This window comes from Bacillus sp. FSL R5-0447 (assembly GCF_038606125.1).
GTDB lineage: Bacteria > Bacillota > Bacilli > Bacillales > Bacillaceae > Bacillus > Bacillus velezensis.
Map to the genome: position 1 here is coordinate 1,571,369 of NZ_CP152012.1, position 24,084 is coordinate 1,595,452.

Below are 24,084 nucleotides of genomic sequence, written 5' to 3' on the forward strand. Positions count from 1 at the left end.
AGGAATGAGACAGGTGGCCAGTAATCAAAACTATCAGTTCACATTAACAATTAAACATACGGACTATATTGTCAGGGATCACCGGGTGCATGGCACCCGGATTATACCCGGTGTCACATTTTTAGATATGATATACCGTATGGCGCTGAGCAAAGGTTTGCCTATTGAAGAACTCGAGTGTCAGAATATTTTGTATTTGGAACCTGTAGCAACAGCGGATACCTTTGACAGAGAAATCCGCATCCTTTTTCAGGGATTGGAACAGGGATGGGAAATTCAGGCGAAGAGCAGAAAGGTAAAAGATGACCGCATCCTGGATGAAAGCTGGGATGAGAATATGACCTGCAGGCTCATGCAGAAATTCCCGGAAAGCATGAGTTCAATTCATATCGATGAAATCAAAAATGCCTCCGTCCGTGAAGCCGATATGGAGATATGTTATGACTATTTAAAAAAGGTTGATATAGAGCATTTTGAATTTATGAAGAGTCCGGGGAAGGTTTATGCGTCTGATCATTCTGTACTTGCAGAGTTGTCGCTCAGCCAAATTGCCAATCAATATACCGGCTATTTTCAATTGCATCCCACTTTTCTTGATGCGTCTACCATCATATCGATCCTTTATCAGGCATGTCCCGAATATTTTACACAAGGATCTCCGGCAAGCCGGATGAAAACGTATATTCCCATTCATATTGAATCTTTCCGTATGACGAAGCGCCTGGAAGACAGGTGTTATGTGTACATAGAGAAGCAAGACCAAAATCATGATTCAGGGGATGTCATCCAAGTAAGTTACGGTTTGTACGATGCATACGGGGAGATGATCGCTTATTTTACGCGGCTGTCTGTGAAACATATTCGCTCAAAAGATTTAATTGAAAACCTGAAGCAGACTCGTTTGGAAACTGAAGCGGCTTCTCAGCCAAAAGACAGCCTGATCAGAAAAGATTCAATCATAAATCGAAGCGAAAGCATCGAGACACACCTTAAAGAATTAATATCCGGGGTTTCAAATATAGATCTGCGTGACATAAGGACAGACATTGGTTTTTATGAACAGGGCCTGGATTCAGCTTCTTTGCTTGCCATTGTTAAAGAACTTGAAAACAAAACAGGGGAACAGCTGTATCCTACACTCCTGTTTGAGCAGAAAACGATCCGGGAACTCGCCGCGTATATTAAAGAAAATCAAAGAATGTCCAGTTATTTCTTAACGCGAAATCAACCGGCTGAAAAGCCTGACATGAAAGAAAGTATGAACGAAAATCTTTCCGCTCTTATAACAGAAGGAGACATTCAGCAGCTGATCGCAGATATCAAAGGGACTGCCCCTGAAACACTCTCTGTGGTAAAAGGTTTTTATGAACAAGGCCTCGATTCCGTAACACTTATGCAAGCCGTAAAGGCACTGGAAGAGAAAACAGGCAGGGAACTGTACCCTACTTTATTGTTTGAGTATCCGACGATTCAAAAACTTGCAAACTATTTTGCAGAGAGCGGCGAAAAAACTTCCGTTGAAAAAGACCTCCCTCTTCATCATGGAGAGAATCATACGGCTCTGACCTATTTAACGCCGCATTGGAGACAAAAGGCTGCCGCTTGGGACCCGAATTGCGGAAATAAAAAGAAAAGAACATGCCTGCTGTTTCAATATGACAGAGAGCTTTTTCATTTTATGCGGGAAAATGCTGAAAATGGATTCGAAAATACACAGATCATTCTCGTTTTATCAGGGAATCGTTTCTCCTATCACGGAGACGGTGTTTATGAGATAGATCACAGGGAGGAAGCTCACTTTGACAGGCTTGCAGCTGATCTGAAAAAAAGGGGGCAAATGCCCGACACCGTGGTTTACGGGTGGCCGGAAGGGTCATTTGCCGGCCCGGAAAAAATAAGTGAACAGCTTTCTAAGGGGGCTTACCCGCTATTCTTTTTCAGCCGGGCATTGATGCGCAGCAAGACGGAAAAAAAGGTTGTATCGCTTTTCCTTTATCCGGCGGATCATAAAAATGATCAGCCGCTTTATGCTTCAGTCCATGGCGCAGGGCAGTCTATTGTGCTTGAGAACCCGAAACTGGCCCTTAAGACAATCGGGATGTCAGTTTCAGACAAGTCATCGTTGCCGGAACTTACAGCTGAAATCATCAGAGTCGAATCTACGGAAGCGCATCCGGGAGAAACCGATCTTTATTATGAAGGAAATGTGCGCTGGGTCCGTGCCTTACGGGAAGCAGAACCGGCTCCAAACTCAGATTTCTCCTTTAAAGAAAACGGAGTATACATGATTACAGGAGGGGCCGGCGGCTTAGGCCTTATATTTGCAGAACATATCGCAGCCCAAACGAAAGCCAATATTATTTTAGCGGGCCGTTCTGAACTTACGGAAGACAAAAAGAACAAAATCAGCCGAATGAAAGCAGGCGGTTCTTCGTTTCAATATATAAGAGGTGATTTTTCAGATAGCCGCGATGCAGAGCGAATCATAAAAACCATTAAAAGGAAATTTGGGGAAATCAACGGTGTGATACACAGTGCCGGTGTGACGCACGACGCTTTATTGATTCAAAAATCAAAAGATGAAATTCAGGAAGTAATCGCTCCGAAAATAAATGGGACGGTCTTATTGGACAGCTTGCTGCAAACCGAACCTTTGGACTTCTTTGTGATGTTTTCATCAAGCACCTCGATGTACGGGAATATCGGACAGACGGATTACGCATTGGCCAACCGCTTCATCGATCTTTTCGCTGAGTGGCGTGAAGGAATGAGGCGGAAAAAAGAACGCTCCGGCGTCTCAGTAGCCATCGGCTGGCCGCTATGGGAAGACGGCGGCATGAAAGTGGATAAACAAACTGAAAAATGGATGAAACAAAAAATCGGTATGGTTCCTCTTAGTAAAACCAATGGGATCAAAGCTTTTCAAGATTCACTCTCTCTGAACGCATCACAGCTGATCGTGTTTGAAGGTGACAAAGAAAAATTGGAATCTGCACTTCAAGATACCTTCATAGAGGATGAAAGCCGTGAGATCCAAATAAATGAAACAGCTGATACAAGGCATGAGGACATTGCCATTATCGGATTAAGCGGGAAGTATCCGATGGCTGAAGACTTACCTGAATTTTGGGAAAATTTAAAGAGCGGAAAAGATTGTATTACAGAAATCCCGCCTGACCGCTGGAATATGGATGATTTCTTCAGCGAAGACAGAGATATGAAAGGGAAGTCTTACAGCAAGTGGGGAGGTTTTATCAGCGGAGCCGATCAATTTGATCCGCTTTTCTTTCATATTTCCCCAAGGGAAGCAGAACTTATGGATCCCCAGGAAAGGCTCTTTTTAGAAACGGCCAAACATTGTTTTGAAGACTCAGGGTACCCGAGAAACATGCTGGAAAAGATGAAAGTCGGTGTATTTGTCGGTGCAATGTGGGGCCAATATCAACTATTTGAAGGAGAAGAAAATGGAGTGGCTTTCTCGCCGGCGTCCGTCTATTCTTCAATTGCCAATCGGGTGTCTTATTATTTTCATTTAAAAGGTCCGAGTTTGGCTCTGGATACAATGTGCTCTTCATCACTGACCTCTATTCATTACGCATGCCAAAGCATACATTGCGGAGAGAGCGATATGGCATTAGCCGGCGGAGTGAATTTGTCAATACATCCGAATAAATATAAGTTCCTCAGCATGGGACAGTTTCTATCAAGTGACGGCAGATGCCGGAGTTTTGGAAAAGATGGAAGCGGTTATGTTCCCGGAGAGGGAGTCGGGGCCGTATTGTTAAAACCATTGAAAAAAGCAATAGACGATCAAGATCAAATATACGGTGTGATTAAGGGAAGCGCCGTTAACCATGGAGGAAAGACGAGCGGGTATTCCATACCGAATCCGGATGCGCAGGCGGAGGTCATTTCAGAAGCGCTTCGTAAAGCTGACATTGATCCGAATACCGTCAATTATATTGAAGCGCATGGAACGGGTACGTCATTAGGCGATCCGATTGAAATTCAAGGACTGAAAGATTCCTATCAATTGAACCATCCTTGCGCCATCGGTTCGGTGAAATCAAATATCGGACATTTAGAATCTGCGGCAGGAATCGCTGCGGTAACGAAAGTGCTTCTCCAAATGAAGAATAAGCAGCTTGTTCCTTCTCTGCATTCCGATATTGTTAATCCGTTTATAGATTTTGATCAGGTTCCTTTTCAAGTGCAGCGGAAAGCGGCTGAATGGAATATTCCGCAAAACAGCAATGCTGTTCATCCTTTGAGAGCCGGGGTAAGCGCTTTTGGGGCAGGAGGAACAAACGCGCATCTTATATTGGAAGCGTATGAGCCGCCAAAAGCTTTTGATCATCAAAGCGGCCGAGTGATCTTTGTTTTATCGGCTCAAGACAAGCAACGGCTGATAAAATATGCGAAGGTTATGGCTGATTTTCTATCAGAAAATGAATCGAAGGATAACAATCATAAACTGCGTCTTCAGGATATTGCCTATACACTTCAGACGGGACGCGATCATATGGAAGAACGGCTGGCGATAGTGGCAGATTCCGGGCGGGTCATTGCTGAAGAGCTTTCAGCTTATACCAGGGGTGAAAAAAGCAGCTTAAGCTATACCGGTAATACATTCGAATCAGAAGTTCACAATGAAATGCCTCACGTTTGTTCAGATTACGCCGAAGCAGCATCCAAATGGGTAAATGGAAGAAAGATAGATTGGGAGACTTTTGAGGTGAATCGGAATGCTCGCAGGATTTCTATTCCGGGACAACCGCTGATCAAACAGCGGTATTGGATAGCGGAAAAAGGGGAAACGCTTGTTTCAGCGGATATGAGTAAGCCGGGTCACCCTTTCTTGGGGAGTAACACGTCCGATTTTAATCAGTTCAGTTTCACGAAAAAAATCACCCGTAATCATCCGTTCGCACTAAGTCTGTCTGAAGGAAACGTGTCCTTTTTCCCTTATGCATCTTTGGCTGAAATGGCTATCGTCAATGCAGCGGCGGCATTTGGACAACCAGTTCAAACATTGACTGATTTATTGTGGACCGAAAGCATGAACGGAATGACTGATATAAGGGAACTGATGATTACGCTGACGCCTGAGCGCGACTTTGCGCGGTTTGACATATATGCAAACACAAAAAATGAGAATAAAGTACGTCTTGCCAGGGGAAATGCGCATATTGTTAAGCCTGAAAGCGGTATGCTTCCTGAAGCGCTTGATATTGCTGAAGTCAAATCAGAAATGACTGAACATCCGGCTGAAGCGCCTTTTGTCATTGAATCAGCGAAAAACAGTGACGGAATGCTGTCGCTTCATTCATTGCCGGATGAGCTTTATGCAAAAAGAGAGAATTTTACGATCTCTCCTGAAGCGCTTGAGTCCGCGATTCAAGCCAGTGCGTTTTTTGTCAGCGGCGAAACCTTCCCGGATTTGATCGGAATGGGAGCGGCGGATGTCTATCACCCTCTCGCTCAAAATTTTTATGTCTATACTCAAAAAGAGAACCGGCAGAACAGCCGTGATGTAACGTGTCATATGACATTTACAGATGAAAACGGAAGCATTCTGGCAGAGTGCAGAGATGTGAGATTCAGATATGGTCATGAAAAAGACACTGTTCAGACGGACGACGAACTCATTCGTCTCCTGCGTCAATTGGAAACCAATGATATTGATCAGAAGGCTGTATTGAAACAATTAATGGGGGAAGAATGATGAACGGAAAACGTGAACAAATCAGCGATATTCTTGATCTGATTCAATCAGGACAGATATCGGCTGACGAAGGCTATGCCCGTGTGACATCCATTCAGAATCAAAAATCACGGGCATCGAACCATCCGCTTTTTTATTACAAGCCGGAATGGACTGAATCGTTCATTCCGAGTAAGAAGAGCGTACCCTTGACGGGATTGCTCCTGATTTTTGCAGAAAATGAACGGCAAATACAAGAATTGAGCGGTTTGTTTAAGGACTGTACTCTCTTGTTTGTTATCCGCGGAAAAGAATTTGCTGTTTTACATGATGATACGATTTGTATGAACCACGTGAAAAAAGACGATTATCTAAAGCTGTTCCGATACATTCATGATCATTATCAGCTGCCCGAAAAGATTCTTCACTTGTGGTCTGATTCTCAGGCTGACATGAGGAAGGAAGGTATACAGAAACAATTGGAAAACGGATTGTTTTCTCTTCTGTATATTACACAGGCGCTGATTGAACTAAAATGGAAAAAGATAATAAAGCTGACGCATATTTTTCAAACAGAGAATAAAGAACAACTGCCGCTGCATCATGCTCTCGGCGGATTGGTGAAAACCGTTCACCAGGAACACCCCAATTTTCACTATCAGATTATCAATATCACGCAATCAGAGGGTGCGGGAGCCGCTCTTCCAGCAATAGCGGATATATATCAGAGAGAGTGTGACGAAAAACGGGATATCCATTTTGAAGTGCGCTATGAAAACGGCAGACGTTTTACGAAAAGCTATAATAAAGCCGGCTCATTCGATTTAACCCAGCCGCTGAAACATCATGGGAATTATCTGATTACAGGAGGCCTGGGCGGTCTCGGTTATATTCTGGCAAAACATCTGTCGGAAAAATGGAAAGCGAATCTCATATTGACGGGGCGCTCTGATTTAACTGAAGAGCAGGAGAAAAAGATCGAATATTTAAGAAGTTCAGGTTCAACAGTTGAATATATCCGATCTGATGTTTCAAAACAAAGTGATGCTGAACGGATGTTTGCTTTTGCAAAAGAGCAGTTCGGCACCTTACATGGAGTATTTCACAGTGCCGGCGTACTCCGTGACTCTTTTATCTTAAGAAAGACAAAAGAAGAAATTGATCAAGTCACAGGTTCGAAAGTTTATGGCACGCTGTGGCTGGCGGAAGAAATCAAAAAAATGAAAGTTGAATTACTTGTCTTGTTTTCATCCACATCCGCAGTCTTCGGCTCAGCCGGCCAATGTGACTATGCTTTCGCCAATGCCTGTTTGGATCAGTATGCAGCAGTTATGACCGCAAAAGAGTCTGCCGAAAGGATAGTGTCAGTCAATTGGCCGCTATGGACTTCCGGCGGGATGAATATTGACGATGAAGGAATATCCTACATGAAACAGGAACTCGGTCTTGACCCGTTAGATGACGGTGACGGAATACAGGCTCTGGAGAACAGCTTGTGTCAATCATCTGAACAGCTGATTGCCCTGAAAGGCCGTAAAGAAAAGATTGAGGATGTGCTGAAGCGTGCCGGCACAATCAGCTTACATTCAGACCAGCAGGAAGATGCCGATTTGCAAAACGATGAATTAAGACAAAATATCATCAGTTATCTGAAAAATATAATGTCAGAGGAATTGAAATTACCGGTCTCACTCATAGATGAAAAACAATACCTGGAGAAATACGGCATTGATTCAGTAATGATCATGCGTCTGACCAAAAAGCTGGAGCAAAGTATCGGCAGATTGTCGAAAACATTATTTTTTGAATATCATTCAATATCTCAGTTAGCCGAATATTTCCTGAGTCATCACAGCGAACGAATGATGAAACTGCTGAAACCGGCCGGCACATCTGAACTTGTCTCATATCAAAAAAAGCCAAAAAGAAAACCAGTGGAAACAAAAGCGCCGGTACGCTCTGAAGGAGAAGATTCAAAAGAGCACATGGCGGCCGATCCCCTTTCTGCTGATATAGCCATTATCGGTGTCAGCGGCAGGTATCCGGGCGCGGAAAACATCAGGGAGTTCCAGAATGTGCTGATGAATGGACGGGATTGCGTAAGCGAAATTCCTGATGACCGGAAGGAAATGCTGGAGGGAAGCTGCTATAAGTGGGGAGGTTTTCTGAAAAATCCAGACCGGTTTGATCCTTTATTTTTCCGGATATCACCGAAAGAAGCGGCTTTTCTTGATCCTCAGGAACGTCTCTTTTTAGAGACAGTGTACAATACCATAGAGGATGCGGGTTATAAACCTTCAGATCTGACCCGCAAAAAGGTCGGAGTATTTGCAGGCGTCACATATGGAAGCTATCAATTTTTCGGCGTTGAAGAATCACTTAAAGGAAATGAACTGGCCGTCGGGTCTCCATTTTCTGCAATAGCAAACAGAATATCATATTTCTTTAACTTTAAGGGGCCGAGTATGGCGGTTGATACAATGTGTTCATCCTCTCTTAACGCCATTCACTTAGCCTGTGAAAGTATACGAAGAGGAGAAAGCACACTTGCTGTTGCGGGCGGGGTCAATCTTACGCTTCATCCCAATAAATATACATTATTAAATCAAAGCCGCTTCTTTGCAAGTGATGGCCGATGCCGTACATTCGGCGAAGGCGGTGACGGTTATGTACCGGGAGAAGGAGTGGGATCCGTACTTTTAAAGCCGGCGGCGGAAGCGGTAAGGGATGGAGATCATATTTATGCGCTGATTAAAGCGACAGCGGTCAATCACGGAGGGAGAACAAACGGTTTTACGGTTCCTAATCCAAATGGTCAGTCTGAACTGATACAGGAAGCGCTTCAGAAAGCTTGTATTGACCCTCGTACAATTAGTTATATTGAAGCTCACGGAACGGGAACTTCTCTTGGAGACCCGATTGAGATCACCGGGTTAACAAAAGCGTTTCGGGAATTTACGGAGCACACTCAATATTGTTCCATCGGTTCTGTCAAATCAAATATCGGCCATCTTGAGGCCGCAGCGGGAATTGCCGGTTTGACAAAGGTTCTTTTGCAAATGAAACTGAAAAAACTGTTTCCTTCCATCCATGCGGAGACGTTGAATCCAAATATCGATTTTAAAGCATCTCCCTTTTATGTACAGCGGTCATTGCAAGATTGGAAGAAACCAAAACTGCAGGAAAACGGAAAAACAGTAACTGTTCCGAGAAGAGCGGGGATCAGCTCATTCGGAGCGGGAGGAACGAACGTTCATATCATTATAGAAGAATATGAAGAAACAAACGTCTCAACAGAACATGTTGAGAACGAACCGCATATTGTCCTGTTATCTGCCAAAGACAATGAACGTCTTCTTGAGTATGCCGAAAACATGAGAGATTTTATCCAACGTTCACTAAGTCCTGAAGTAAAGGATAAGCAGCCTGATATGAGAGAAAAGGTGTATGAAGTACTCAAACCGTTTGTTTCGGAATTGCTTCATATCCATCCGGAAGAAATTAATATTGCTGATCACCTGAGTGAATTTGGCGTAGGGCCTTTGGAATTAAGCCGGATGGCGGATTTTATTAACGAAATGTTTCATATTGAACTCACGATGTATGAATTAACTGATTGCCCCTCCATTCAAGCGGTTACTGAATACTTATTGAAGGAATATGCCGGAGCGATAAGAAACCTGTTCCCGAATGAAGTGATGGAAGGCAGCCAATCGGAAAGCGTCGTTTTACGGGATCTGGCATACACTACACAATCGGGCAGAGAAGCGATGGAGGCCAGAGCGGCGATTACCGGTACGTCTCTTAAAGAAATGAAAGATAAATTATTTGAGTTTTGCCGCGGTGACAAGCAAGTTCCAGGCGTATATGTTCATCAGCAATCAGCAGATGCATTTGCTGAAAAAATGAAGGTGTTAACGGAAGGCACAGCAGGTGAATTGTTTGTAAAGACTATTATTGAGAACGGTGATGCGGAAAAGCTGGCTCAATTATGGGTTTGGGGGGCGGATGTCGACTGGAAATCCGTTCATCAACATTTACAGCAGCCGGGTAAACGGATCTCAATTCCGACTTATCCGTTTGCAAAAGAACGTTATTGGGTTCCGTCCAGGACTAAGAAGACAGAGATCCCTCAGCATTCTTTTCAACATCACTTGCAAAAAAAATGGAGGGAGAATCCGTTTGTAAATCCATCCGAAACAAAAGAGTACGGACTGACAGTAGCATTTGTAAATCAAGACACAGAATCAATTGCCCGCTCTATTTGTTCGGATATAGATCAGGAGAATCTGATTGTCATAAAACATCACTCTTCATTTATAAAACACTCTGATCAAATGTTTGAGTGTTCTTTATTAGATGAAAACCACGCATACGACGTTATCCGTGAGATCTTCTCGGGCGGTGAGCGGCAGATCCAAAATATAATTGATTTCTCAGATATCGGAAACCAGAGTGACAATCAGAACGGCATCCCATATGGTAAATTCTTATTTATACAAGAAATAATTAAGCGGAGTAAAAAGGAAACACCATTATCCATTTTACAAATCACCAAGGGCTTGCAGGTATTTAAAGCGGAAAAACCAAAGCTGACGGGGGCAGAATCAGCGGCTTTTCTGAAAGCCCTTTCTGCGGAATACGGTTTTGTTCATGTGAAAACAATAGATATAGACAGCATGAAAGAAACGCATGAGCTGAAACAAATCTTTGAGAATGAAAGGCAATGTACCGGAGAGAATGAAGTATGCTACCGCAGCGGCGTCAGATATGTTCCGTATTTTGAAGAAGAAAGAATCCATACCGGCGGGCCTGTTTCATTTCCTGCGGATAAAGCCGTCGTGATTACCGGCGGGACAGGGGGCATTGGCAGAGCAATAGCTGAAGATTTGGTGAAACGGGGAGTGAAAAAACTCGTGCTGACGGGTACGCGTCCATTACCTTTGCGAAGTGAATGGGATCATTTGCTGAAAGAGGGCAGACAGGACGAAAAGACAGTCAGCAATATAAAACTGTTTCAAAGTTTTGAAGAGAAAGGTGTCAACTATCTGTATTACAGCGGTTCTCTCACAAATGAAGAGAAGCTGCGTTCATTCTTTCACCAAGTAAGCCTTGAATTTAAAGATATAAGCGGTATCATACACTGTGCCGGACTGCACAGCGGCGGAAATCCGGCCTTTATTCATAAAAGAATGAGTGAATTTAAGACGGTGTACGGGCCGAAAGTCACTGGACTTCAAAATTTGGAGCGGATTTTTAATAATAGGCCGCTGGATTTCTTTATTCTATTTTCATCAATTGCAGCACAGTCACCCAAACTGTCGAAAGGAATGACTGATTACGCGTCTGCAAACGCATATATGGACTATTTCGCGGCTTATCATTTTCAAAAGGGGAGAACGTATTTCACGTCAATCAATTGGCCGAGCTGGAAAGAAGTCGGAATGGGTACTGTGACGAGTCCTTTATATGATGAATTGGGACTGAACTCTCTATCCACACGGGAAGGACTGGCGATTTTGTATCATGCACTGGAGAAAAAATCAGCCAATATCATTCCTATCGTGAAAAAAGGAACAGTGTTTCATGCAGACAGTCTCCTGAACATCAATAAAACCGGCGGAGCTTCGGTTCCAGTCCGAAGACAGGAGACTCCCGACACTTTTGATCATTCAGAAGGGCTTGTCAGTGAACTTTCTGCCGTATTTGCCGAGGAATTGAGCATTCCCCTTGAAAAGCTTAACCCAAATACGGATTTTCAGGAATACGGTGTGGATTCTATACTTCTTGTCAGCATTATACATCGAATAGAAGCAATGATTCAGAAAAAAATTGACCCTACTGTGCTTCTTGAACACAACACGATTCATGGTCTTGCGGAATATATCGGTAAGACGGCGCCGCCGTTGAAGAAACAAATCGAACAGACTGATTCTCAAAGCAGCAATCAGCAAGATATGCAGTCTGTGACGAGCCGAAATACAGAACCGCAGACGGCTTCCTCTGCAAAGATAGCTGTTATCGGAATCGGATGTAAGTTCCCTGGAGCGGCTGATAAAGAGGAATTTTGGAACAATCTGAGAAAAGGGAAGAATCATATTAAAGAAGTACCTGATTCCCGGTGGAATATAGAAGAAAATTACTCTCCGGTGCAGCAAAAGGGAAAAAGCATCAGCAAATGGGGAGGATTTATCAATGGAATCGGCAGCTTCGATCCGGAGTATTTCCGCATGGAAGAGGAGAAAGCCATCCAAACGGACCCGCTGATAAGACATTTCTTAGAAACGAGTGTACAGACTGTACGGGATGCCGGTTATGAAGAAACGGAATTATCGGGAAAAAAAGTCGGCGTATTTGTCGGTTCCAGAATGGGCGGCTACGGTCACAAACTGCCGAAAGAAAGCAGCAGCCACATCGTCGGGCTTAGTCAAAACTTTATTGCTTCACATGTGTCGCATTTCTTTAATTTTCACGGTCCAAGCATGGTTTCTGATACCGCTTGTTCTTCTTCATTAGTCAGCATTCATTTAGCCTGCCAAAGCATAAAAAACGGTGATTCAGAGATGGCGCTGGCAGGAGGGGCGGATCTGCTTTTGGATGAAATTCCTTACCTGATGTTAACAGAAGGAGGAGCTCTTTCGCCGGACGGTCAGTGTTTTACTTTTGATGAAAGGGCAAACGGTTTTGTACCCGGAGAGGGTTTTGGCGCTGTTCTGTTAAAACCGCTGGAGAAAGCGAAAGCTGACGGAGATCGGATATACGGTATCATTGAAGCATCAGCTATTAATAACGACGGTGCGACAATGGGAATTACGACCCCGAATCCTAAGCTTCAAGAGCAGGTTATTCAAGATGCATTTGAAAAAGCCGATATCACTCCCGGATCAGTCAGCTACGTCGAAACTCACGGCACAGGCACGATGATTGGAGATCCGATCGAGCTTCAGGCTCTGACAAAAGTATTCCGAAGAGACACAAACAAAACGCAATTTTGCGGAGTAGGAAGTGTGAAAACCAATATCGGACACTTATTAAGCGCTGCCGGAGCGGCAAGTTTCATTAAAGTGATTTTATCAATATGGCATAAGGAAATTCCGCCTACATTGAATTGTGAAACGCCAAATCCCCGCTTTGAATTTGAAAAGTCGCCTTTTTATCCGAATACAGAGCTGAGAAGCTGGAAGGATGGAAAACGGAGGGCGGGCATCAGCGCTTTCGGTTTTGGCGGAACAAACGCCCACCTTTTGGTAAGCGGCCTGGATGATTCATATCATTCCGTCAGAACTCCGCTGCCTCCTGCCGAGTTTGTCAGAAAAGAGTACTGGCCGGATTCAAATCGGAAAAAACAAATCAAACAGAATAAAAAACGGCTTCTTGAAATTATTGATGAAACAGAGTAGCACCTGCTCTGTTTCTTTACTTTGTAAAAGAAGAAAGGTTGTCGAGTTGCATGAGGTTCAGCGTATTAGTCAAACATGACGATTATATTGTTTCAGACCATGTCCTTCATCAAGTGCGTACGATACCCGGCGTAACGTATCTGGATTTAATAACACGATTTTTAGCTGAGAAAGGGATATCACCCCGAAGTTTTGAAATCAAACATGTTTTATTCCGTGAACCTGTTGCGACGTCAGTCCATTTTGATAAAAAAGTCACCTTCCAGTTTACGGAACAAGAAAACGGCTGGCTTGTTGAAATAACAAGCAGGAAATGGGTCGCTGAAAAGGCGGAAGGTGAAGCGTCAGTCAACTTGCAGGCGGAAATCATAAGAAAAAATGCGATAAACGAAAAGACAATTTCAATCGAAGAATTAAAGAAAGGGGCCGTCCGGATTTCGGATGCTGAAGCCGCCTATCGTAATTTGCGTAGAGGCGGCCTGATTCATAAAGATTTTATGAAATTGGAAGGTACGGTATATGAAGGTGAAAATTATATTCTGGGAGAGGTTAGTTTAAGCGGACTTTCAAAAGAATATACAGATGACTTTTACATGCATCCCGCATTTTTGGATGGGTCTCTCAGCTTGTTGGGAATCCTTACATCAGACTTGCCGGATGAAGGAACAAATGCGTTTATCCCTATATATATTGAGACATTCCGGGCACTGCATAAAACAACTGGGTCTTGTTTTGTGTATATTAATAAAACCAGTATAACGCAGCCGCCTTCTAAAGACATTTTATATGCGGACATAGAAGTATACAGGCCTGATGGAGAGCTTGCTTTTTATTATGAGCGATTCGGTGTGAAAAGAGTCAGAAATGAAAATTCAATACAAAGGCTGGAGCATTCCCAAAAAGCTAAAGAGGTCGGCAGCGCAACGAAAAATAAAGAAATAATCAGAAATAATTTGATCCAAGAGATAGCCGGCATGATTGAAAAACCTGCTGAAACAGTGAAGAATGATATTTCCTTTTATGAGATGGGCTTGGATTCTAAACAATTATTAGACTTATCCAAAAAGTTAGAACTGATGTTAGGTTCAAAGCTGTACCCGACTTTATTATTTGATTACTCCACAATCGGTGAATTGACGGAATTTCTGCAGGAGAAATACGGAGCTAACATTACAGACTCTATCTCTGATACAGTTCAGCACCAAGACAGTCATAAAACATTAACAGATGAGCTGTCATCCATTATTGGAGAGGTTACAAACACACCGCCAAATAAAGCGGACAAACACCAATCTTTTTACGAACTGGGTCTTGACTCAAAACAGCTGCTGCATATATCGAAAATGCTCGAGGAAAGATTGGATACACAATTGTATCCGACATTGCTTTTTGATTATAACAATATTCATGATTTAGCGGCTTATTTAGAAGAAAAATATGATGTGCGTAATACGCCGGCCGCAGCTTTTAAAGAAAAAACGCAAACGAAAGAGCCGTCTGAAAAGCCGGTGCTTGATTCCTTGTATTTACAAAAAGAATGGATAGAATCGCCATTAAAGTCCGGAGAAGTACCTAAGGAAAATACATTGATTTTCGATTTCGACAGTTCATTGAGTGATGAAATCCGAAAGTACATCGGCAGTGAAAATGTTATTTATGCGGAAGCCGCCGCTGAATATGAAATGGTAAATGAAAAGCATTATAAAATTAATCCGGAGCAGTCTGCTCATTACACCAGACTGTTAGAAGATCTTAAAAAGTCCGGAGCGTTTCCGGCGTCAATCATTCATTACCTGTCAAAAAAAGCTTATACTGAGGCAGCGTTAGATTTGACTCACAGCTTTTATTCAATCCTTTATTTAAGCAAAGCGTTGATCCGTCAAAAAACAAAAGAAAACATCAACATTTTGTACGTACATGACAAGGGTCAATATACAAATCCGGTTTACGCCGCGATTGGAGGCTTTTTTAAAACGCTGAATGCGGAGCAGCCGAATATAAAGTGTAAAACGGTTGAGATTTCTTCAAGACAAACCATTGAAAAAGCACCTTTGCTTCTCAATGAATTAAGTGCCGGACATCATCAGGCTGTGAAATATGACGGCGATCAAAAAAGGCGGGTGACAGCATATAAAGACGCTTCGCCGCAAACAGGACAAAAGGCCGCCAAGTTTGCAAAAAACGGGGTGTATCTCATCATCGGAGGATTAAGCGGCATCGGCTGGATTATTTCAGCGTTTCTTTATGCAAATCACGGAGCCAGCGTTATCATTGCCGGGCGATCGAAAATGACAGCAGACATGGAAGAAAAATTAGACAGCATCCGATATGACGGGGCAAGCATTTCTTATATCCAGGCTGACATGTCAGATAAGCAGCAGGTCATCAAGTTAGCGGAAAAAATTCATGCTGATTATTCCGAAATCAACGGGGTCATTTACAGTGCAGGCGTGTTAAAAGACTCTCTCATTATGAATAAAACAGACGCGGAAGCTCAAGCGGTGCTGCAATCAAAGGTCAATGGTGTGATTCATTTGGATGAAGCGCTCAGAGATATGCCTTTAGACTTTTTTGTTTTGTTTTCTTCCATCTCCTCAGAAATCGGAAGTCTGGGTCAAGCCGATTACGCCTACGCCAATCGTTTTCTGGAGCATTTTGCCGAGTGGAGGGAATGTATGAGAAAGGCGGGGGGAAGATCAGGAAAAACCATCGCTGTAAATTGGCCTTTCTGGAAAGAAGGAGGCATGTCAGTTGATCCCGGCATTCAAGATATTATGAAAATGGAGTACGGACTTCACCCCTTAGAAAATACTGCCGGAATCAAAGCTTTTGAACACTCGCTTCTCGGCCGAGGCCACCAGCTGATCGTGTTATACGGAGAAAAAGAAAAAATACAAAACGATTTCAAGCCGTTATCCGCCCGTTCAGCACCGCCTCTGGTAAGAGATTCAGCGATTGCAGCCGATTTTGATGCTTCGTCAATCGTTACGGAAGAAGCTGAAAGTCCTTTCCGAATACTCGGCACAGCTTCCAATCGTCATCTCGACGATTATTTGCATTATTGGAGCAGACTGAAGAAAGGAGCCCTTCAGCACAATCAAAGCGATGCCGCAAAAAAACTCATCGCTTTTTACCAGACAGAAGAAACGGAAACCGTTCATTTTCTGGCAAACACAGAAAATGCCCGGCAAATGGAAATATTGATGAGCGGTAAGGGTGAAACAATTTTACTGATTTGCGGTTTTGCTACCACTGCTTACATGTGGAAAGAACAAATGAAGGAGTGGGCAGATCAATTTAATGTAATTGTCATACACACACCGGGTTACGGGCTGAGTGAGGGGAGCGCCGATTTTACACTGAGCGGGCTGGCTCAGACTTTTATCGAAGTGCTGAACGAGATAGGGGTTGCTTGGCCGATCCACATTGCGGCAGCTTCTTGGGGAGGCATGATAGGGCAGAGGATTGCCTATGAATACCCTGAAAAAGTAAAAACGCTCATTCTTTCCGGAAGTTACACCGAATACGAAGAAGACCCTGAAAGCAGTGTCGAGGAAAAACTGAAAAATGATTTTATAGCTATAGGAAAATCACATGAATATGAAAGTTTATACAGTAATCAATTCCTAAATGCTTCTATTGAACGTTTTATGAAGATACATCAACAAGAAGGCTATTCTACGATCGGCTTTTTAAAAGACATTCATACAAGAACGCTTATCCTTACGGGTGAGAAGGAAAGCGTAGTTGATCAGAAAGAAACAAAAAGGCTGCAGAACCTGCTGAGCAATGCAGAATTAAAGAAAATTAAGGGAGCGGGGCATCTTCCGAACATCACACATCCGGAAGAATTTAATAAAGCGGTGTCAGAATTCATCAAGAAATCAGTAAGTAAGGGATGAAAACGATACATACAGTACAGGGGGAGAAAACAATGAAACAAACAATAAGCAATCCGGCATTTGATATGAAACAAATTAACGCTCTTAACGGTCATTATCAGACGATGATAGACAATGGAGATCTGCAATGTGCGAGTTATATGATGTCAAGAGGAGGTGAGGTTTTTGCAGCTGAGTCGTTAGGGGAATTTACCGGCGGACAAAAAGAAAAGCAAACATTTCAGCTTGATACAATCAGAGAAATCGGTTCTTTGACAAAAGTGTTTACCGCTGTAGCCGTCATGCAGCTCGTCGAAAAAGGTTTGCTCGATCTGAAAATGCCGGTCAAGCTCATTTTGCCAGCGTTTGATAAACCGGGTTTCGGAGACATTAAAATTTTGCACCTTTTGACTCATACGGCGGGATTAAGTTTTGAGCTGGATATTCAAAAGGCTGAAGGCATTGACTTAACGAATGAGGAAGAATGGATAAACTATCTGGTCAGTACGCCTTTGGAGTACGGAGTGGATGAAGCATGGAACTATTCCAGAACCGGTTTTGTTATACTTGGCATCATTATTTCAAAAGTAACAGGCGTATCCTACGAACAGTATGTAACAAAGCATATTATTGAAGCGCTCGGATTAGAAAGAACGTATTTTTATGTGCCTGATGCTTTAAAAGAAGAAGTTTGTGTGATCAATGAGCACGAGTGCGTACAGCTGGAAAAAAGTCATCACCCGTATTTTCCGAATAAAGCGACCAGCGGTCTGTACTCTTCATTGCGAGATATTTGGAAGTTAGCTGAAATGTTTAGAAATAAAGGCAGATTGAAAGATAAGAAGCTGCTTGGAAGAAAAACAGTCGAAGCGATGCTGAGAAATCAAATAAAGCCCGGTCTTCCTTTTTACTTCTTCGGAGCGCCCAGAGAGGAAGGCGGCTTTGGTTTAGGCATTAATTTGTGGCCGGCCGGTGACCATTATTTCATGACAGAAGGCACCTTCTCACATCTTGGAATGGGGTGGTGCGGCATGTTTTCTGATCCAGCCGAAGATTTTACGTATGTATTTTTCACTCCGATTTCCGAGTTTCACCCTCATGCCGTGCTGACGCCGCTGAATATCGTGTGGGCGGGTATTGAATAATTGTCAAAAGCGTCGTCCCGTCTGTTCGGCAGGCGGGACGATTGCTAACTGCCCGTTTTTATCCCGCGGCATCTTTTCAAAGCCTGCCCCGAAGTTAAATAACTTAATTTACTCTTTGTAATTTTTTTTAATTATAGTACAGTAGAGCATTTTTATAATACAGTTTAAAGTCTTTTATAGTACAGTTTGGCGCAATATGATCTTATGTTTTATAAGCGGTTTCAAAATGAGGTTATAAATAATTGACGGCTTTGTTTAATTACTGTAAACTATGGTTGTTGATCATATTGTACTAATAAAAAATCTTTTTTTATTAGTACAGTTTAAACGTCATTATCTTTGCTTAAGCGCTATGTGAATTTCTGAATGATTAATTTTAGAATTGCAGAGCATGATAAGACTGTTTTTAATACGGATGGCTAAACGGTATCCTAACCCTGTTAAATCAAAAGAAGAGGTGGTTTAAAAAATGGCTGCAAAGACAAAAACTTCAATTGTTGATAGCAAAAAACAATTTGATGCTATTAATAAGCAGTTTGAAACGTTCCAAATTTTAAATGCTGAAGGAGAAGTCGTAAATAAAGACGCAATGCCTGATCTTTCAGATGATCAGTTAAAGGAATTAATGAGAAGAATGGTGTATATCCGCATTTTAGACCAGCGTTCAATTTCTCTTTCCCGTCAAGGACGTTTAGGTTTCTATGCACCGACAGCGGGCCAGGAAGCTTCTCAAATTGCATCACACTTCGCGCTTGAACAGGACGACTTTATCCTTCCGGGTTATCGTGACGTTCCTCAGCTGATTTGGCACGGTCTTCCTTTACACCAGGCATTCCTGTTCTCAAGAGGCCATTTTAAAGGTAATCAGATGCCTGAGGGAGTAAATGCTTTATCACCTCAAATTATTATTGGTGCTCAAATTATCCAAACCGCAGGTGTAGCTTTAGGTCTTAAAAAGCGCGGTAAAAAAGCGGTAGCTATTACTTACACTGGTGACGGCGGAGCTTCTCAAGGTGACTTCTATGAAGGAATGAACTTTGCCGGAGCATTTAAAGCGCCAGCGATCTTCGTTGTTCAGAATAACCGCTATGCGATTTCAACTCCTGTAGAAAAGCAATCATCCGCACAGACAATTGCCCAAAAAGCAGTTGCCGTCGGTATTACAGGTGTTCAAGTAGACGGAATGGATGCACTTGCCGTTTACGCTGCAACCGCAGAAGCACGCCAGCGCGCAATTAACGGTGAAGGTCCGACTCTGATTGAAACTCTTACATTCCGTTACGGACCTCATACAATGTCCGGTGACGATCCGACTAAATATCGTACGAAAGAAATAGAAAATGAATGGGAGCAAAAAGACCCGCTCGTACGTTTCCGCAAGTTCTTGGAAAACAAAGGACTATGGTCTGAAGAAGAAGAGAACAAAGTGATTGAACAGGCCAAAGAAGAAATCAAACAAGCTATCAAAAAGGCTGACGGCGAATCAAAACCGAAAGTAACAGAGCTGATTGAGAATATGTTTGAAGAGCCGACGTTCAACTTGAAAGAACAACTTGAAATTTACAAAGCGAAGGAGTCGAAGTAAGCCATGGCGCAAATGACAATGATTCAAGCGATCACTGATGCGTTACGCACAGAACTGAAAAACAATGAAAACGTTCTGCTTTTCGGGGAAGATGTAGGCGTTGCCGGAGGCGTATTCCGTGCAACTGAAGGCCTTCAAAAAGAATTCGGTGAGGACCGCGTATTTGACACGCCGCTTGCTGAATCCGGTATCGGCGGTCTCGCTCTCGGTTTAGGCCTGCAAGATTACCGTCCTGTTATGGAAATCCAATTCTTCGGATTCGTATATGAAGTAATGGATTCAATCTCAGGACAAATGGCTCGTCTCCGCTACCGTTCCGGCGGACGCTGGACTTCTCCGGTGACAATCCGTTCTCCATTCGGCGGAGGGGTTCATACACCTGAACTTCACGCTGACAGTTTGGAAGGCCTTATCGCTCAGCAGCCGGGTATTAAAGTTGTTATCCCATCCACTCCTTACGATGCAAAAGGACTGTTGATTGCCTCTATCAGAGACAATGATCCGGTTGTTTTCTTAGAGCATATGAAACTTTACCGTTCTTTCCGTCAGGAAGTTCCTGAGGAGGAATACACAATTGAGCTTGGCAAAGCTGATGTGAAACGCGAAGGTACTGACCTTTCTATCATCACATACGGCGCGATGGTTCATGAGTCGCTTAAGGCTGCTGAAGAGCTTGAAAAAGAAGGCGTTTCTGCTGAAGTTATCGACCTTCGCACTGTAAGTCCGCTTGATATTGATACGATTATTGCTTCTGTTGAAAAAACAGGCCGCGCAATTGTCGTGCAAGAAGCTCAAAAACAAGCCGGCATCGCTGCCAACGTTGTAGCTGAAATCAATGACCGCGCGATTCTGAGCCTGGAAGCTCCGGTTCTGCGTGTTGCGGCGCCTGATACAGTATTTCCTTTCTCGCTTGCTGAGAGCGTATGGCTTCCAAACCATAAAGACGTTCTTGAAACTGCGAAAAAAGTTCTTGAATTTTAATCAGGCATCATAAAAGACGGTAAAGAGAGTCCTTTTCTCTTATGATGAAGGAGTCTGTTTACTAGGTTCAATGCTTGCGTATGCATAACTAAAATTTGCTTAATCAACTAGGAGGTCGAAAACTGTGGCATTTGAATTTAAACTTCCGGATATCGGGGAAGGTATCCACGAAGGCGAAATCGTAAAATGGTTTGTGAAGCCGAACGACGAGGTAGAAGAAGACGATGTTCTGGCTGAAGTGCAAAATGATAAAGCAGTGGTAGAAATTCCTTCACCTGTTAAAGGAAAAGTATTAGAATTAAAAGTTGAAGAGGGAACAGTTGCAACTGTTGGACAAACGATTATTACGTTTGACGCACCTGGTTACGAAGATCTTCAATTCAAAGGAAGCCATGATTCAGGAGAGGCGAAAACTGAGGCTCAAGTTCAGTCGTCTGCTGAAGCAGGGCAGGACATCTCTAAAGAAGAGACTCCTAAAGAGCCTGCAAAAGAAACCGGCGCAGGACAGCAGGACCAAGCGGAAGCTGATCCGAACAAACGCGTGATCGCGATGCCTTCCGTACGCAAATATGCCCGTGAAAAAGGCGTGGATATCCGTAAAGTAACAGGTTCAGGCAATAACGGACGTGTTGTAAAAGAAGATATCGACAGCTTTGCAAATGGAGGAGCGGCTCAAGAAGCGGCACCGCAAGAAACAGCTGCACCTCAGGAAACAGCTAAACCTGCAGCGGCTCAGGCTCCTGAAGGCGAATTCCCTGAAACACGCGAAAAAATGAGCGGTATCCGTAAAGCGATCGCGAAAGCAATGGTGAACTCTAAGCATACTGCACCGCACGTAACTCTTATGGATGAAGTTGACGTAACAAATCTTGTTGCTCACCGCAAACAGTTCAAACAAGTTGCTGCTGATCAAGGCATCAAGCTGACTTATCTGCCTTACGTCGTCAAAGCATTAACATCCGCTTTGAAAAAATTCCCTGTTTTAAACACATCGATTGATGATAAAACAGATGAAGTGATCCAAAAACATTACTTCAACATCGGAATTGCAGCGGATACCGAAAAAGGCCTGCTTGTGCCGGTAGTGAAAAATGCCGACCGTAAAGCCGTTTTCGAAATCTCTGATGAAATCAACAGCCTTGCTACAAAAGCGCGTGAAGGCAAGCTTGCACCTGCGGAAATGAAAGGCGCTTCTTGCACGATCACAAATATCGGTTCTGCCGGAGGCCAATGGTTCACACCGGTTATCAACCACCCAGAGGTTGCGATTCTCGGTATCGGCCGTATTGCTGAAAAAGCGATCGTCCGTGACGGTGAAATTGTAGCTGCTCCTGTCTTAGCTCTTTCTCTCAGCTTTGACCACCGTATGATTGACGGAGCAACTGCACAAAATGCGTTAAACCACATCAAGCGTTTACTGAACGATCCACAACTTATTTTAATGGAGGCGTAATGTTATGGTAGTAGGAGATTTCCCTATTGAAACAGATACTCTTGTGATTGGTGCGGGACCAGGCGGCTATGTAGCTGCCATCCGCGCTGCTCAGCTTGGACAAAAAGTAACAGTCGTTGAAAAAGCAACTCTTGGAGGCGTTTGTCTGAACGTCGGCTGTATTCCTTCAAAAGCGCTCATCAATGCAGGCCATCGTTACGAGAATGCAAAACATTCAGATGACATGGGAATCACTGCTGAGAACGTAACGGTTGACTTTACAAAAGTCCAAGAATGGAAAGCTTCTGTTGTAAATAAGCTTACCGGCGGTGTTGCAGGTCTTTTAAAAGGAAATAAAGTGGACGTTGTAAACGGGGAAGCTTATTTCGTAGACAGCAACTCTGTCCGCGTAATGGATGAGAACTCTGCGCAAACATACACATTTAAAAACGCGATCATTGCTACCGGTTCTCGCCCTATCGAATTGCCAAACTTCAAATATAGCGAACGCGTTCTGAACTCTACAGGCGCACTGGCGCTTAAAGAAATTCCGAAAAAGCTCGTTGTTATCGGCGGCGGATATATCGGTACTGAGCTTGGAACAGCGTATGCGAACTTCGGAACTGAATTGGTTATTTTAGAAGGCGGAGATGAAATTCTTCCTGGCTTCGAAAAACAAATGAGTTCCCTCGTTACCCGCAGACTGAAGAAAAAAGGCAACGTTGAAATCCATACAAGCGCCATGGCTAAAGGCGTTGAGGAAAGACCTGACGGCGTAACAGTTACATTCGAAGTAAAAGGCGAAGAAAAAACGGTTGATGCTGATTACGTATTAATCACTGTCGGACGCCGTCCGAACACTGATGAGCTCGGCCTTGAGCAAGTCGGTATCGAAATGACTGACCGCGGTGTCATTAAAACAGACAAGCAGTGCCGCACAAACGTACCGAACATTTACGCAATCGGTGACATCATTGACGGACCTCCATTGGCTCACAAAGCGTCTTACGAAGGTAAAATCGCTGCGGAAGCTATTTCAGGAGAGCCGGCTGAAATCGATTACCTCGGTATTCCGGCGGTTGTATTCTCTGAGCCTGAACTGGCTTCTGTCGGTTACACTGAAGCACAGGCGAAAGAAGAAGGCATTGAAGTCGTTGCAGCTAAGTTCCCGTTTGCAGCAAACGGACGTGCGCTGTCTCTTAACGAAACTGACGGCTTCATGAAGCTGATCACCCGTAAAGAAGACGGTCTTGTAATCGGTGCGCAAATTGCCGGCGCAAGCGCTTCTGACATGATTTCTGAATTGAGCCTGGCGATCGAAGGCGGAATGACTGCTGAAGATATCGCGATGACAATTCACGCTCACCCGACATTGGGCGAAATCACTATGGAAGCTGCCGAAGTAGCAATCGGAAGCCCGATCCACATCGTAAAATAATGATGTAACAAAGAAACAGCCCCCGTTTGTAAAAGCGGGGGCTGTTTTTATTGTGCAAGCACATGCTGCATAGGTTTGATGATATCCTCTTTTTTCTTTACGGATCCCTCAATCTTCATGACCACATGCCGATGATTGATCACCATCAGCGCAGGGAACGTATTGATTTCCTCTTCCCATCCCTTTCTGTTGTCATAAACCTTCATTTGATCGACATGATGGGGATATTTCTTTTCTAAATCAAGAATCGCATCGTAATAAGGAACTTCTTTATCTATATGATTTTCATCGGAAAAAAACAAGATTTGAGTGTGATGAATGCTGTCGATCCGGTTATTTTTGAATGGAATGACAGTAGAAACCGAACAGCTTGACAGAACGAACAGCATCAAAAAAAAGGGAATCACCGTACGGTAGCGCATCTATCTTACTCCTCTGTTTTATATAATATATTGGTTCATCCATTTATAAGGACTATATTAAGTGTATCACGAGAGGTGAAAAACCTAAGGCTTGTT

At 43.4% G+C, this 24,084-nt stretch carries 9 protein-coding genes; 8 read left to right on the forward strand and 1 reads right to left on the reverse strand.

Annotated elements, in window-relative coordinates; genetic code table 11:
* Positions 1-13 precede the first annotated feature (13 nt).
* The 8 genes from NYE68_RS08105 (at position 14) to lpdA (ending at position 23,566) form a co-directional block, all read left to right on the forward strand.
* Complete coding sequence (locus tag NYE68_RS08105) at positions 14-5,725, forward strand: SDR family NAD(P)-dependent oxidoreductase (protein ID WP_061861431.1); 5,712 nt, start codon at positions 14-16, stop codon at positions 5,723-5,725.
* The gene (locus NYE68_RS08110) at positions 5,725-13,104 is read left to right on the forward strand and encodes a type I polyketide synthase (protein WP_039251579.1); all 7,380 of its coding nucleotides are present in this window, start codon (positions 5,725-5,727) and stop codon (positions 13,102-13,104) included. Before NYE68_RS08105 ends, NYE68_RS08110 begins: the two co-directional genes overlap by 1 nt.
* A 50-nt stretch (positions 13,105-13,154) precedes the next feature.
* A complete protein-coding gene (locus NYE68_RS08115) occupies positions 13,155-17,006 on the forward strand; it encodes an alpha/beta fold hydrolase (protein WP_324635875.1) in 3,852 nt (1,283 codons plus the stop codon).
* Between the two features lie 32 nt (positions 17,007-17,038).
* On the forward strand, positions 17,039-18,130 hold the full coding sequence (locus NYE68_RS08120) for a serine hydrolase domain-containing protein (protein ID WP_324635874.1): 1,092 nt from the start codon (positions 17,039-17,041) through the stop codon (positions 18,128-18,130).
* Between the two features lie 469 nt (positions 18,131-18,599).
* Entirely contained in the window at positions 18,600-19,715 is a 1,116-nt protein-coding gene (pdhA, locus tag NYE68_RS08125) for a pyruvate dehydrogenase (acetyl-transferring) E1 component subunit alpha (RefSeq protein ID WP_003154530.1), read from the forward strand.
* Between the two features lie 3 nt (positions 19,716-19,718).
* A complete protein-coding gene (gene pdhB / locus NYE68_RS08130; protein ID WP_003154528.1) occupies positions 19,719-20,696 on the forward strand; it encodes a pyruvate dehydrogenase complex E1 component subunit beta in 978 nt (325 codons plus the stop codon).
* A 124-nt stretch (positions 20,697-20,820) separates the two neighbouring features.
* The gene (pdhC, locus tag NYE68_RS08135; protein ID WP_003154526.1) at positions 20,821-22,149 is read left to right on the forward strand and encodes a pyruvate dehydrogenase complex dihydrolipoyllysine-residue acetyltransferase; all 1,329 of its coding nucleotides are present in this window, start codon (positions 20,821-20,823) and stop codon (positions 22,147-22,149) included.
* 4 nt (positions 22,150-22,153) lie between these two features.
* Positions 22,154-23,566: a dihydrolipoyl dehydrogenase gene (lpdA, locus tag NYE68_RS08140; RefSeq protein ID WP_014304945.1), complete on the forward strand. Its 1,413-nt coding sequence runs from the start codon at positions 22,154-22,156 to the stop codon at positions 23,564-23,566.
* A gap of 47 nt (positions 23,567-23,613) precedes the next feature.
* Here the strand turns inward: lpdA and NYE68_RS08145 are convergent, their stop codons facing one another.
* Positions 23,614-23,988 (reverse strand): hypothetical protein, encoded by a 375-nt coding sequence (locus tag NYE68_RS08145; RefSeq protein WP_014304946.1) that lies wholly within the window; start codon positions 23,986-23,988, stop codon positions 23,614-23,616.
* Between the last annotated feature and the right edge of the window lie 96 nt (positions 23,989-24,084).

Coding starts and splice junctions, on each gene's coding strand:
- NYE68_RS08110 (WP_039251579.1), top strand. CDS start 5,725: ATGAACGGAAAACGTGAACAAATCAGCGATATTCTTGATCTGATTCAA.
- NYE68_RS08115 (WP_324635875.1), top strand. CDS start 13,155: ATGAGGTTCAGCGTATTAGTCAAACATGACGATTATATTGTTTCAGAC.
- NYE68_RS08120 (WP_324635874.1), top strand. CDS start 17,039: ATGAAACAAACAATAAGCAATCCGGCATTTGATATGAAACAAATTAAC.
- pdhA (WP_003154530.1), top strand. CDS start 18,600: ATGGCTGCAAAGACAAAAACTTCAATTGTTGATAGCAAAAAACAATTT.
- pdhB (WP_003154528.1), top strand. CDS start 19,719: ATGGCGCAAATGACAATGATTCAAGCGATCACTGATGCGTTACGCACA.
- lpdA (WP_014304945.1), top strand. CDS start 22,154: ATGGTAGTAGGAGATTTCCCTATTGAAACAGATACTCTTGTGATTGGT.
- NYE68_RS08145 (WP_014304946.1), bottom strand. CDS start 23,988: ATGCGCTACCGTACGGTGATTCCCTTTTTTTTGATGCTGTTCGTTCTG.